The sequence below is a fragment of the Lawsonibacter sp. genome, from assembly GCF_022777125.1.
Taxonomy (GTDB): Bacteria; Bacillota; Clostridia; order Oscillospirales; family Oscillospiraceae; genus Lawsonibacter_A; species Lawsonibacter_A hominis.
Genome location: NZ_JALFGV010000061.1, coordinates 1 through 13,176 on the forward strand (window position 1 = coordinate 1; position 13,176 = coordinate 13,176).

The window sequence follows — 13,176 nt, forward strand, 5'->3', positions numbered from 1 at the left end:
CTTCACGCCGACTTCATCGGACAGCTTGACTGCTTCCTCTTTGAATTCCTTATCATATTTGCGCATCGTAAACACCTTCCTGTATTTCTTATTCTATCACTTTTGGGTGTTTACTCTCTGCACTTCTATGATATCCCTCCAGAGATTCCTGCACGGTTGCACCCCTACGTCCATCACTTCAATCATGGGCGACCGATGCCGCCCAGCACATAAGAACCCAGTTCAGTACAGGACTGAACTGGGCCTTAAAATCATGTTGTTTTTAGTTGTTGTCTATTTTTATTTGATACTGGCGGCTGTGACTTATGTCCAAACGTTCTCCCTTTAGATGCTGTCCGAAATCGAGTTATATCGAGCACGATCAACCACCTTCGCGGGAGTTAGGCATTACTCTATAGGGACAAGACCGGATCACCCATAGAATAGGTGCCAGATTCGGTCCTGCAAGTGACTATACTCTTATTTCAGCATAGCCCCAGCGATGACGGAACGCTGAATCTGGTTGGTTCCCTCATATATTTGGAAGATTTTTGCGTCGCGCATCAGCTTTTCCACCGGGTACTCCCGGCTATAGCCGTACCCACCGAATATCTGCACCGCGTCCGTAGTGACCTTCATAGCACAGTCACCGGCGTAGGCCTTGGCGGCAGAGGCGGCTATCTGGAAATTTTCCCCTGCATCACACAGACGGGCGGCATACAGCATCAGCTGCCGGGCGCTTTCCTCGGCAATCTTCATATCTGCCAGCATGAACTGGATGCCCTGGTTGGCCGCGATAGGTTTACCAAAAGTAACCCGGGTCTTAGCGTAATCGGCAGCCAGCTCAATGGCGTGGCGCATGATGCCCACCGCGCCGGCGGCACAGTTGACCCGGCCTCGCTCCAGCACCTTCATGGCTGTGATAAAGCCGCGGCCCTCCTGACCCAGCAGGTTCTTGGACGGAATCCGTACATCCTCAAAGATCACGTCCGTGGTGTTGGACAAGCGTATGCCGAATTTGTCCTCTTCCTTGCCGCTCTTCACACCCCTGGATCGCTCCACGATGAAGGCAGACAGTCCCTTGACGCCCTTGCTTTTATCGGTCACAGCAATGACAACGAAGATGTCGGCAATGCCGCCGTTGGTGATAAAGCACTTGGTACCGTTCAAAATGTAGTCGTCACCGTCCCGTACAGCCGTGGTGCGCACGGCGGCGGCGTCGGAACCAGCCTGGGGCTCTGTGAGGCAGAAGGCTCCCAGGTGCCCTTGGGCAATGAAGTCGCCGAAGTACTGCTTCTGCTCTTCGCTTCCCGCGTTCATCACTGCCTTGACCGCTAGATCTGATGCTCCGAAGGTAGTGCTGAAGCCCGCCTCATAGGAGGAAAGTTCCTCCTGCACGATGCAGTAGTCTTCATAGCTCAGTCCAATGCCGCCGTACGCCTCGGGGAGTTCCAGCAGATGCAGGCCTATCTCGAAGCCCTTGCGAACCGCTTCCATGGGCACCTCGCCTTTGCGATCGTACTCCGCCATAATGGGTACAACTTCTTTTTTCATGAAGTCGGCCACCATGCTCTTCAGGCTCAGTTGATTTTCTGTGTACAAACTCATAAATAACCTCCCGCGCCCTCAGGCGCTCCGTTTGATGGTAGTTTGGCGTTCCGTCAGCCCTCAGGGCAGCCGCTCAAACACGCCTGCGGCACCCATACCGCCGCCGATACACATGCTAACCATACCGTAGCGTCCGTCACGGCGCTGCAGCTCCCGTATCACTTTAACCGTCAGCAGGGAGCCGGTGCACCCCAGTGGGTGGCCCATAGCGATGGCGCCGCCGTTAACGTTGACCTTCTTCTGATCCAATCCCAGGGTGTTAATGCAGGCGAGAGACTGGGCGGCGAATGCCTCGTTAAGTTCAATGATATCCATATCCTCCTGGCGGAGCCCGGCGATCTTCAGCGCTTTGGGGATGGCTGCAATGGGGCCGATCCCCATCAGCTCAGAGGGCACCCCCGCTACGGCGAAGCTGATAAATTTCGCAATGGGCCTTACCCCCAGCTCCGCAGCTTTCTCTCCAGACATGAGTATAACAAAAGCCGCACCGTCGCTGGTCTGAGAGGAGTTGCCGGGAGTCACGGTTCCGCCCAGCTTAAACACGGTGTGCAGTTTGCCCAAACTCTCCATCGTGGTCTGAGGACGGATACCCTCGTCCTCCGCCACGGTTCGCAGCCCCATACGGGTGTGCCCTGTCTCGTCTACATAAGTGGTGACCGCCTCTACAGGAATAATTTCCTGGGCAAATTTCCCTTCCGTCCGGGCGGCGTTGGCCCGTCGGTGGGACTCCATGGAAAATTCATCCTGCATCCGGCGGGTCACACCGTACTGTTCCGCTACATTTTCGGCAGTGATGCCCATAGCAGTGTAAGCGTCCGGCTGAGACTGGATCAGATCCGGATTGGGGGCGACGATGTTGCCGCCCATGGGAATAGTGCTCATCAGCTCGATGCCGCCGGCAATTATCACCTCGGCCTGTCCCGCCATGATGGCATTGGCAGCGGTGGCAATGGTTTGCAGACCGGAAGAGCAAAATCGGTTTACGGTCTGGCCAGGGATATCCACCCCGGGGATAGCCTTGGATATCACGATCTTCGCCAGGTTCATGCCCTGCTCCGCTTCTGGGAAAGCGCAGCCCACGATCACGTCATCAATATGCCGGGCATCCAACTGCGGGACCTGCTTCAGTACGCCGGAGAGCACCTGTGCGCCTATATCCTCGGGGCGGGAGAGGCGGAACACGCCCTTGGGGGCCTTGCCGATGGCTGAGCGGCCCAGGGCCACGATTACTGCATCTTTCATTTCACGTACCCCCTTAATTCCTGAGCGGTTTGCCGGTGGTCAGGATGGCCCGGACCCGCTCCAGCGCCTGCTTGGTCACGATCAACTTAGCATTGCCCTCGGCTTCCAGATCCAGCAACTCTCTCTCGCTTACCAGAGTACCCTTGGGAACGTCACCGCCGGTAACCACCCTCGCCAGAGCAGAGACCACCTCCACATCGTAATCGCTGATCATGTTGCCCTTGCGCATGGTAGAAATCATATAATCCAATGCGGCCCTTCCGCTGATGCCGGTAACCTTGACGGGCTTGGGGGCCGTCTGGTGGAAGCCGTCCACGCTCATGCGCAAAGCCTCCTTCTTAGCCTCTTCTACCAGCTGATCGCGGTTCATCACGATGCGGTCGGAGTCCCGCAGGAAACACATATGTCGTGCGTCAAAGGCGTTTTTGGACACTGTGGCGGTGGCAATGGTCTTCCACACCTTCTGAACCACGGGATTCAGGTCTGGGAAACCGAAAGGCTCCACCTTCTCCATGCAACGGTAGAGATATTCCTTTACACCGCCGCCGCCAGGGATGATACCTACCCCGACTTCTACCAGCCCCATATAGCTCTCGGCATGGGCCACTACCCGGGAGCAGTGGAGGGCAAACTCCAGGCCGCCGCCCAATACCTTGCCCGCCACCGCGGCAATCACGGGCTTTTGAGCGTATTTGAGCCGCAGGCTCACCTTGTGGAACCTTCTGGGGGACTCCTCCAGTGCCTGATAGTTGCCCGCCTCGGCGTTCTTGAGAAATTGGGTCAGGTCCGCTCCCGTGAGGAAGTTCGTTCCCGCATTGGCCAGCACCAAGGCACGATACGCCGGGGTCTGTTCCACCAGGTCCAGCGCGTCCAGCAGATGCTCCATAAAAGACTCGTTGATGGCATTTCCCTTGGTCCTTATCTCCAGGCAGAGCACCCCGTCGTCTAGGTCCAGCAGGGCGGAGTCGCCGTACTCCTTCACTGTGGGGTACTGAGCGGAGAGCCGCCGGTCCAGCGGGTCGATATTGTAGAAGGATGTCTCTCCCCGTCCGAGGCGTTCCTCAATCCACCGGGGGATGGCAGCGCCCTCGTCCCGCATCCGCTGTACCGAGCGCTCCACACCGATGACATCCCAGGTCTCGAAGGGACCCAGCTCCCAGTTGTAGCCCCACTTCATAGCTTTGTCGATGTCCTGATAGTTCCATGCGATTTCCTCGGCCTTTTCCGCGCTATAGAGCAGAAAGCCTTTGGTACTCTCCCAAGTGAACCGTCCTGCGTCGCTGTCATCCCAGAGAAGCTTGTTCAGCCGTTCCCGAGTATTCCGGCCCTTGAGGGCCTCCTCCACAATGGGGATCTTCACACCCTTCTTGGGCACATACTCCTTCCGTTCCGGATCCCACACCAGCTTGACCTTTTTCCCGCTTGGGTCGGATGCCTTCATGTAGAAGCCGCCCTTGGTCTTGTTTCCCAGTTGACGGTTTTGGTACATCTCATGGATAAATTGGGGAAGCTCAAAGGCACTCGCTTCCTCGGTATTGCCGGCCTCCAGCAGCTTTTCCCGGACGTTCCCCGCCACATGATAGAGGATGTCCAAACCCACCATATCTGTGGTGCCAAAGCTGGCGCTACGGGGACGCCCTACCACCGGGCCAGTCAGATAGTCCACGGTCTCGACGTCATAGCCGTACTTGAGCATGAGCTGGAAGGTCTGTACGCTCTTATATACGCCGATGCGGTTGCCGATGAAGTTGGGTGTGTCCTTGGCCACCACCACGCCCTTGCCCAGCACCCGCTCGCCAAACTCCTTCATAAAAGCCATGCGGTCCGGGCAGGTCTCCTGGCCGGGGATCAGTTCCAGTAGGTGCATATACCGGGGTGGATTAAAGAAATGGGTACCCAGGAACTGCTTGCGCATCTCCCGGGGCAGTCCCTGAGCGATGCCGGTGATAGAGACACCCGAGGTATTGCTGCTGATGAACGCGCCAGGCTTGAGATAGGTACGTATCTTCTCCAGCAGGTCTTGCTTGGCCTTCAGATCCTCGATGATGACCTCCACCACCCAATCACAGTCCCTCAGAAGTTCCAAGTCGTCCTCCAAGTTGCCCACCGTAATCAGAGTTGCGTGCTCCGGGTCATAGATGGTGCCCCGCTTGGGGTCGCATACCCGTTCCTTGCCGCCTTGGGCAAAGCGGTCGCGGAATGTGCGGCTTTTGGTATCCACTCCCTTGATCACGTCCTCCTCAGTCAGCTTTGGGGGAACGATGTCTAAAAGGATGACGGGAATACCGGCGTCTGCGACCAAGGCCGCGATACCCGCACCCATGGTGCCGGCTCCGATTACGGCCGCCTTTTGGATGCTGAAGGACGTTGTTTTATTGATGCAGTCCATCCTGTTCACTCCTTTGCAAGTTTAAACGACTCCTTAGAGATACGATTCCGATGTAAGGCAGAACCGGTGTGCTGAGGTTGAAAGGGACTCCTGGCACAGAAAATATGCAAACGGCATGCCAATTTTCAGACGGCCAGCCATTTTCCGTATACTGTGCTCTGCCGGCAGATCCGCTTCCGCCCCTGTCCAAAACTTATGAAAAAATTGGATAAACCTGTTATGCCTTGTATACGGGAAGTTGGCGTGTTACAATAACTATACTTGGCGCAAAACAAACACAAAGAGGGGGGAGATAGGCGCTTTATGAGACCTCGGATACTGATTGCGGATGACGAACCAACAATTCGCAAGCTGTTGAAATTAGAATTTGAACGTGCCGCCTTTCTGGTAGATCTGGCGAACGACGGAAATATGGCCCTCACCCTACTGCAGAATGTACGGTATGATGCTGCCGTGCTGGATATCAGCATGCCGGTCTGTGATGGCCTGCAGGTGCTTCGGGCCATCCGTCAGCAGGGCCTACCCATGATTGTCGTTATGATGACTGCCTACGGCTCCATCGACGGGGCGGTGACCGCCATGAAGATGCAGGCTGACGACTATATCACCAAGCCCTTTGATCCTCCCGATCTGGTGGAAAAGGTGGAGCAAATCCGAAGGGTCCGCCAACGGATGGCTCAGCTGGGGCGTCCCCACGCTGTCCAGACGCCCACGCTGATTGGGAAAAGCGCCGCCATAGTGCAGATCCGTACCACTGTGGAGAAGATACGCAACCGCAACACCACCGTACTTATCACGGGAGAGAGCGGCACCGGCAAGGGTGTGGTGGCCAAATACCTCCATCTGACCTCGGACCGCCGCAGTCTGCCCTTCACCCACATCGACTGCGCCTCTCTCCCCCATAATTTGATTGAGAGCGAGCTGTTCGGCTACGAAAAAGGGGCGTTTACCGGCGCAACCGCCCAGAAGAAGGGCAAATTAGAGCTTGCGGGGCAGGGCACCCTCTTTCTGGATGAGATCGGCACTCTCTCGCCCGAGCTCCAGGCCAAGCTGCTGGTGGCACTTCAGGAGCGGCGCTTTACCCGCTTGGGCGGTACCCAGGATATCCCCATCGAGGCCCGAATCGTGGCCGCCACCAATGAAAATCTAGAGCAGTCGGTGGCCGACGGCACCTTCCGGGCGGACCTCTACTACCGCCTGAGCATCGTGTGTATCGAGTGTCCGCCCCTGCGCAACCACCGGGAGGACATCCCCGAGTTGGCGCGCACCTTCATCCGCTCCCACATGGAAAAAACGGGGGTCGCCCTTGAGAGGGTGGACGACGATATCTTCGATGTGCTGATGGCCTATGACTGGCCGGGTAATGTGCGGGAGCTGGAAAACACGCTGGAGAGCGCCGTGGTTCTGTCCGACGGGCGCCACCTCCACGCCTCGGACCTGCCGAAAAAGATTACCTCCTGCGCCGGGGGACATAGCGCCTGCGCCTCCCCCCTCTCTCTGGAAAATCAGGAGATTATGGCCATTCTGGCCGCCCTGGAAAAGCACGGAGGCCACCGGGAGCATACCGCCCAGGAGTTGGGCATCTCCCGTCGGTCTCTGCAGTACAAGCTGGCGAAATACCACCTGAACAAATGACTTTATCAATAGAATTACGGCTCCGCAGACCACAAAGTGGTCCGCGGAGCCGTTTCCAATCCTGCGCTTTTCTACCGACAACCCCATACGTTTGTGCAAAATATGCCGTTTCTATTGCTCCACATGTACCAAAATTGCACAACCTTAGCGGCACGCTTTCCCGCGCGATACCGGCACCGGCTCCATTTTTCGACAAAAGCGCCCTTTCGCAGGTTTGGCATCGGATTTGCTTTTTTGTCTGACGTAAGGCAGTCCGGCGCATCGTTTCCCACAGAGGTACACACAGACCGGCACCGCAAGCCGGTCACCCCTGCAGAGGCAGGAAAGCGAGAGGGGACCGCATTCAGGCGGTCTAGGTACGGGCGGTGAGCCGCCCCACAGAAAGGAGCTTAATATTATGTCAACACTGCAGAAATCCTTTGACTGGAAAGCGTTGTTAGCCCTCGGTCTTGGATGCGTTGTCGGCTGGTCCTGGGTCATCTACAGCGGCATGTGGGGAAGTCTGGGCGGAACCATGGGCGGCGTTCTGGCCTTCGTCATTGTGGCCATTTTATGCAGCTTCGTGGGCTTGGTCTACGCAGAGCTGTCTTCCACCTACCCCAAGGCAGGCGGCGAGGTCATCTTCAGTATCGAAGCCCTCGGCCTGGGAGCCGCCCGAGTCGCCCAATGGATGTGTCTGCTGAGCTGGGTCGGCTTGCTGGCGGTGGAGGCCATCGGCATCCCTGTCATCCTCACCACCATCGGCTTTACCGTTCCCCAGGTGGTTCCGCTGTACCAGTTTGCCGGTGAAACCGTTTATCTGTCCTACATCCTCGTCTCCATCGGTATCAACGGTATATTTGCCGTCATCAATATCCTGGGCGCTTCCATCTCCGGCACTGTCCAGAAGTGGGCGGTCTATCTCTTGCTGGCCGCCGCCGTATTCTTCTGCGTCAGCGGCATCGCCCTCGGTGAGCCCGCCAACATGGAGCCGTTGTTCACCACACCCCAGGCCGTCTTCACCGTGTTGCTGATGCTGCCAGGCTTCATGTCCGGCTTTAATGCCATTCCCCAGGCCGCAGAGGAGGGCAAGGTGCCCCACAAGATGGTGGGTCGTGTGGTCATCATTACCATTTGGGCCGCCGCTATCTTCTATCTGATGATCGTCCTGGGCCTGGGCTTTGCCGCCCCGCTGGAGGTTCGCTCTGGTGCCGGTCTGGCGGTGCTCGATGCGGTCACCGTCCTTTTCAACGGTTCCATCGTGGCCCGCACTTTTGTGGCGATTGCCGCTCTTCTGGGTATGCTCACTACCTGGAATTCCGCCTATGTGGCTGGCAGCCGTCTGTTAGTGGGCCTGGGCCGGGCCAAATTTCTGCCCGGAATCTTCTCTGATATACATCCCAAATTTAATACTCCTTATAAGAGCATCTTATTCCTGTTCATCCTCAGCAGCCTTATGGTCTTCATGGGCGCGAACATGACCATTTTCGGCATTCTGGCGGACGCGCTGTCTCTGAACGTGGTGCTGGAGTGGGTACTGACCTCGGTATGCTTCTTGCGTCTACAAAAGATCCGTCCCGATTTGCCTCGCCCCTACCGGGTCAAGCATCCCAAACTGATTGGCTGGATCTCTCTCCTGTGCTGTCTGGCATTTACGTGCCTGTATCTCCCCTTCTCTCCCTCGGGTCTGATGCCCATCGAATGGGGTGTTTTGGCTGTGTATGTAATCTTCGCCCTCATCATCGATCAAGTCTGGAATCGGAAGAACAAGAGTTCCCTGGAGGAACGCCGTCAACTCTTGGGTCTCAACGATATCGAAACAGAGTAATGACAAAGGGAGGTAAAAAAATGAACCCGCATCGTGAAGAATACAGCAAGAAGAAAATCAGCGTGGAACAGGCGCTCTCCATGGTCAAGTCCGGGGACATGATCTGGACCTCCTACAACGGCCTGGAGCCTGCCGCCTTTATGAGCAAACTCCACACCATTGCACCGCGGGTGGAGAACGTGGTTCTGCGCCATGCCGGCGTCTACCGTCCCTATCCCTTCGTGATGGATCCCGCCTGCAAGGGCCATATCATCCCCTGTACAGGCTTCTCCGATGATTATACTCGGGCCATGCACGACACCAGGAACACCTGGTTCATGCCCGCCCATCTGAGCACTGGCTTCGCCCGGGCCGGATTGGAGGAGACCGGGATTGACATCTTTGTCTGTATGGTCTCTCCCATGGATGACCAGGGCTACTTCCGCATGTCTCTGAGCGTCATCGCCGAGCAGGAGGCCGCCGAGATGGCCAAGATGATCATTCTGGAGGTCAACCCCAATCTGCCCCAGACCAACGGCGACGTGGAGATTCATATTTCCGATGTGGACTACCTCTATGAGAGCAACGAGCCCATCGTGGCTTTTGAGGAGGGTGCCCCCGGTGAGGTGGATATGAAGATCGGCAAATACGTAGCCGACCTGGTGCCCGACGGAGCCACTATCCAACTGGGTATCGGCAACATCCCCAACGCTGCCGCTCTGTACTTCATGGAGAAAAACGACCTTGGAATTCACACCGAGATGATCACCAGCAGCATGGCTAAGTTGGCTGAGGCCGGCGTTGTCAACGGCAAAAAAAAGACCCTCCACCGGGGAAAGATCATCGGGAACTTTGCCCTGGGCTCCCAGGAACTGTACGACTTTATCGACCAGAACCCCGCCGTCTGGCTCATGCGGGGCTCCTACACCAACGACCCCTATGTCATCGCGCAGAACGACAACATGATCTCCATCAACTCCGCCATCCAGGTGGACATGATGGGTCAGATCTGTTCTGAGAGCATGGGTCCCATCCAGTATACCGGCACCGGCGGCGCGGCAGACTTTGCCATTGGCGCCAACCACGCCAAGGGCGGAAAGGCCATCATCGCTATCCGCTCCACTGCTAAGAAGGGCACGATCTCTACCATCCAGCCCATACTTACCCCCGGCTCCATCGTCTCCATCAGCCGCAATGACATCGACTATATCGTCACCGAGTACGGTATTGCTAAAATGAGAGGCGTCCCCGTCTCCGGCCGTGTGGAAAACCTGATCAACATCGCCCATCCCGACTTCCGTGACATGCTGCGCGCGGGTGCAGAGCAGTATAAACTTTGGTAAAATAAGAAAGGAGAAGCACTATGGAATACCTGTCTTTGAAGAAAGAGGGCCACATCGGCATTATTACCCTGGACCGTCCCCCGGTTAACGCCCTGAACTATCAGGCCTACAGCGAGATTTTCGAGGTCTTCGAACTGGTGGCTCAGGATCCTGAAATCTGGTGTGTCATCTTCCAGGCCAAGAACAAACTCTTCTGCGCCGGAAACGACCTGAACGAATTGGACGAGACCGCTCAGAGCGGCGCCGAAGACACCCACGAGATTCCTTACGGCGATATGGTGGAAAAGGGCCTGACCTCTGTAATCAAGTGCAAGGTACCTGTTATTACCTGTGTCCACAGCACCGCTGTGGGAGCCGGCTTCTGCATCGCCACCTACTCCGATATCGTCCTAGCCGCCCCCGAGGCTAAATTCGGCATCACCGAGGTCACCGTGGGCATCATCGGCGGCGGGCCCGAAGCCAGCCACTCTCTTCCGCCCAAGGTAGTCCGCTACATGGCCCTGACCGGCAATCTGCTCACAGCCCAGCAGGCCAAGGACTACAACATGGTCATGGATATCGTCCCCCAGGATCAACTGCTGGAAACTGCCATGAAGTTGGCCAAACGCATCATCTCCCTGCCGCCCTTCACCGTCAAGTGCATGAAGGAATCCCTGAACAACATCTATCCCCCCGCTCACATTGCTGATCTGGTGGCCTTCGACGGGGACAAGACGATGCAGTCTCTAGAGTCGGAAGACTATAAGGAGGCCCTGCGCGCCTTCCTGGAGAAGCGTCCCCCAGTCTATCACGGCAGATAAGCCCGTATTCGGGACCTGCCCCAGACGTCTTCGTGTCCGGGGCGGGTTCCCTTTTATAGATGAAGCTATACTCCGCCTCAGACGGACAGGAGATGAGCACCTATGCTGTTTCACGATCCCAGCTGCCGCGCCGAAGTCACATTGAAAGAGAACCACGCTATGGGGATGTACCGCCTATGTCAGTTGGACTGGGTCGCCATCTGTACCAAAACCAACCAGGGCGCAATTTATATCGACGCCCAGCGGGACGAGACCGGGGCCGCGGGAGATATTCCCCAACGCTTTCTGGATCAGTACGGCCACGAGCTGACCTGCGACGATGGGATGCAGCTCTTTCAGATGGAGGACTGCTACTTCCGCAAGATCCCCATCCGCCGGGATGCCAGCTACAGCGTTTTCGCCTTGTATTGCCGCAAAGGAGAAGATATCAGCCCGGCAAATCTGGAGTGGCTGCAGATTTGTTCCGAGTTGAAGTACGCCTATACCCTGCTGAACAACGAGTCCATCCAGGAGCGGGACCTATCGGAAAACATCGTAGACAGCATTGAGAGCGCCATCGTGGTCTTGGACCTGACCGGAAAGGTAGTCAGCTGCAATGGAAACATCCGCCACATGTTTGGCATTGGGGTAAACACTCTATTGAGCCGGAATTTCCTGACCTGTATCAACCCCGCCTGCCGCGACGCTTTTAGCGAGTGCTTTCAGCGGATAACACAGCTTGGTCAGCGCCAGCTTCTGGGGGACATAGTCCTCTTTCCGAACACCGACCGCATCGTCAATGCCACCCTGTCGCCCCTGCGGAACAGCAAGGGTCATCTGGTCGGGGGGGTGCTGGTGGGAAACGACGTAACCAGTCTGCGTTCCATGGAGCACGAGTTGCAGCAGAGCAAGCAGTTCAGCCTTCTAGGTCAAATTTCTGCCGGACTGGCTCATGATGTAAAAAATCCCCTGATGAACATTAACGGCTGCGCCGGCGCTCTGTTGCGCAATGGCGGCCTGTCGCCGGAGCATCAGGAGTTGCTCAACATTATTCTCCATGAGAGCGGCCGCATCAACAACGTCATCGAGCAGATGCTCTCCTTCGGCAATATCAGTGTCTCCCGCAAGCCGTCGGCTATGAATCTGAACGATGTGCTCGACAACTGCGTGCGCATCATCAATCGGCAGAAAAACGGCAAGCAGATCGATATGGACGTGGCTTTGGACCCGTCCATCCCCACACTGATCGCAGACAACGGCGGTCTGCAGCAAGCGTTTCTCAATGTGCTGATCAACTCCGTGGAGGCCATTCAAACCAGCGGAACGATTCGGGTCTGCAGCCGCCGACTGCCCCGCACAGCCCAGGTCTCCATTCAGGACACTGGCTGCGGCATCCCGCCGGAGAAGATTGATCATCTGTTTAAGCCTTATTATTCCACGAAAGCGAGGAATGGCGGCTCCGGCCTGGGTCTTTTTGTGGCCAAGCGAGTATTCGACCAGAGTAAAGCTATCGTATCTATAACATCCGAGCAGAACATCGGCACAACGGTAACGGTAACGTTCCCGCTGCCGGAGCCTCTGCCAGCGGAAGGAGAAGAATGCCATGGAATATAAGAAAACAGCCTTTCACTGTGAGGCGGGAGTGGCCACCATCACAATGGACTGTCCAGAAAACCTCAACGCCATCGATGTGGATATGGCCAAAGAACTGCTGGAGCGTCTTTACCAGTGCGACCGGAGTTCAGAGGTCAAGGTCGTCGTGCTCAAGGGCGGTGTCAGAGCCTTCTCTGCCGGCGGGGACATCCGCTATCTTTACGACAATATCCAGCGGGGAGTTGTTGAATCCTCCGAGCTGGTCGTTTTGGTAGGCAAACTGGCCCTGGCCATGAAGCAGCTGAACAAGCTGGTTATCTGCGCGGTCAGTGGCTCCGCCGCCGGAGCCGGGGCCAACCTGGCCCTGTCCGGAGACTTTGTGGTCTGTTCGGAAAACGCCCGGTTTATCCAGGCGTTTGTGGGCATCGCTCTGGTACCGGACACCGGCGGTCCCTATCTGCTCAGCCGAAGCATCGGCGCTCAGCGGGCCCTTGAGATGTGCATTACCGGTCGTCCTGTCCCCGCGGAGGAGGCCCTCCGGCTGGGGCTGGTCCACGAGATCTGTCCCAGAGAGGAACTGGAGGAGCGCACCATGGCCTTGGCCCGCAAGTTGGCCGCCGGGCCGCTCTTCGCCTATACCAACATCAAAAAGCAGGTCTATGGCGCCGCGTTCCACGACTACGACCGTTACCTCCATCAGGTGGAGGAGACGACAATGAACTCCTGCGCGGACACCCACGACTACAGGGAGGGCGTACGGGCTTTTGTGGAAAAGCGTTCTCCCCAGTTCAACGGGACCTAGTGGCGATGCCCTGTCCCGGA

The 13,176-nt window shown here is 56.9% G+C and carries 9 protein-coding genes and 1 pseudogene; 6 read left to right on the forward strand and 4 right to left on the reverse strand.

Annotation, left to right across the window (positions count from 1 at the left end; genetic code table 11):
• The 4 genes and pseudogenes from MR825_RS04895 to MR825_RS04910 form a co-directional block, all read right to left on the reverse strand.
• Positions 1-66, reverse strand: a pseudogene (locus MR825_RS04895) (transposase); the annotation flags it as partial.
• A 393-nt stretch (positions 67-459) separates the two neighbouring features.
• Positions 460-1,587 carry an acyl-CoA dehydrogenase family protein gene (locus tag MR825_RS04900; protein WP_186908429.1) on the reverse strand — a complete coding sequence of 376 codons (1,128 nt, stop codon included), beginning with the start codon at positions 1,585-1,587 and terminating at the stop codon, positions 460-462.
• 60 nt (positions 1,588-1,647) lie between these two features.
• Positions 1,648-2,829 (reverse strand): acetyl-CoA C-acyltransferase, encoded by a 1,182-nt coding sequence (locus tag MR825_RS04905; protein ID WP_186908430.1) that lies wholly within the window; start codon positions 2,827-2,829, stop codon positions 1,648-1,650.
• Positions 2,830-2,842: 13 nt separating this feature from the next.
• Positions 2,843-5,218, reverse strand: coding sequence for a 3-hydroxyacyl-CoA dehydrogenase/enoyl-CoA hydratase family protein (locus tag MR825_RS04910; RefSeq protein WP_287879232.1), 2,376 nt, complete (start codon positions 5,216-5,218; stop codon positions 2,843-2,845).
• Positions 5,219-5,521: 303 nt separating this feature from the next.
• On the opposite strand from MR825_RS04910, the gene MR825_RS04915 reads away from it, so the two are divergent.
• From MR825_RS04915 to MR825_RS04940, 6 genes are all read left to right on the forward strand, one after another.
• Positions 5,522-6,853 carry a sigma-54-dependent transcriptional regulator gene (locus MR825_RS04915; RefSeq protein WP_186908432.1) on the forward strand — a complete coding sequence of 444 codons (1,332 nt, stop codon included), beginning with the start codon at positions 5,522-5,524 and terminating at the stop codon, positions 6,851-6,853.
• Between the two features lie 397 nt (positions 6,854-7,250).
• Positions 7,251-8,660 carry an APC family permease gene (locus MR825_RS04920; RefSeq protein WP_287879234.1) on the forward strand — a complete coding sequence of 470 codons (1,410 nt, stop codon included), beginning with the start codon at positions 7,251-7,253 and terminating at the stop codon, positions 8,658-8,660.
• Positions 8,661-8,680: 20 nt separating this feature from the next.
• Positions 8,681-9,982 carry an acetyl-CoA hydrolase/transferase family protein gene (locus tag MR825_RS04925; protein ID WP_186908434.1) on the forward strand — a complete coding sequence of 434 codons (1,302 nt, stop codon included), beginning with the start codon at positions 8,681-8,683 and terminating at the stop codon, positions 9,980-9,982.
• 20 nt (positions 9,983-10,002) lie between these two features.
• Positions 10,003-10,782 (forward strand): enoyl-CoA hydratase/isomerase family protein, encoded by a 780-nt coding sequence (locus MR825_RS04930; RefSeq protein WP_186908435.1) that lies wholly within the window; start codon positions 10,003-10,005, stop codon positions 10,780-10,782.
• Positions 10,783-10,884: 102 nt separating this feature from the next.
• Entirely contained in the window at positions 10,885-12,375 is a 1,491-nt protein-coding gene (locus tag MR825_RS04935; RefSeq protein WP_287879237.1) for a two-component system sensor histidine kinase NtrB, read from the forward strand.
• On the forward strand, positions 12,365-13,156 hold the full coding sequence (locus MR825_RS04940) for an enoyl-CoA hydratase/isomerase family protein (RefSeq protein ID WP_256175965.1): 792 nt from the start codon (positions 12,365-12,367) through the stop codon (positions 13,154-13,156). The genes MR825_RS04935 and MR825_RS04940 overlap by 11 nt, the downstream gene beginning before the upstream one ends.
• Positions 13,157-13,176: the final 20 nt, after the last annotated feature.

What these genes read in the sequence shown, in the direction of transcription:
- MR825_RS04905 (WP_186908430.1), bottom strand. Translation starts at nt 2,829, where the DNA reads ATGAAAGATGCAGTAATCGTGGCCCTGGGCCGCTCAGCCATCGGCAAG.
- MR825_RS04915 (WP_186908432.1), top strand. Translation starts at nt 5,522, where the DNA reads ATGAGACCTCGGATACTGATTGCGGATGACGAACCAACAATTCGCAAG.
- MR825_RS04935 (WP_287879237.1), top strand. Translation starts at nt 10,885, where the DNA reads ATGCTGTTTCACGATCCCAGCTGCCGCGCCGAAGTCACATTGAAAGAG.
- MR825_RS04900 (WP_186908429.1), bottom strand. Translation starts at nt 1,587, where the DNA reads ATGAGTTTGTACACAGAAAATCAACTGAGCCTGAAGAGCATGGTGGCC.
- MR825_RS04940 (WP_256175965.1), top strand. Translation starts at nt 12,365, where the DNA reads ATGGAATATAAGAAAACAGCCTTTCACTGTGAGGCGGGAGTGGCCACC.
- MR825_RS04910 (WP_287879232.1), bottom strand. Translation starts at nt 5,218, where the DNA reads ATGGACTGCATCAATAAAACAACGTCCTTCAGCATCCAAAAGGCGGCC.
- MR825_RS04925 (WP_186908434.1), top strand. Translation starts at nt 8,681, where the DNA reads ATGAACCCGCATCGTGAAGAATACAGCAAGAAGAAAATCAGCGTGGAA.
- MR825_RS04920 (WP_287879234.1), top strand. Translation starts at nt 7,251, where the DNA reads ATGTCAACACTGCAGAAATCCTTTGACTGGAAAGCGTTGTTAGCCCTC.
- MR825_RS04930 (WP_186908435.1), top strand. Translation starts at nt 10,003, where the DNA reads ATGGAATACCTGTCTTTGAAGAAAGAGGGCCACATCGGCATTATTACC.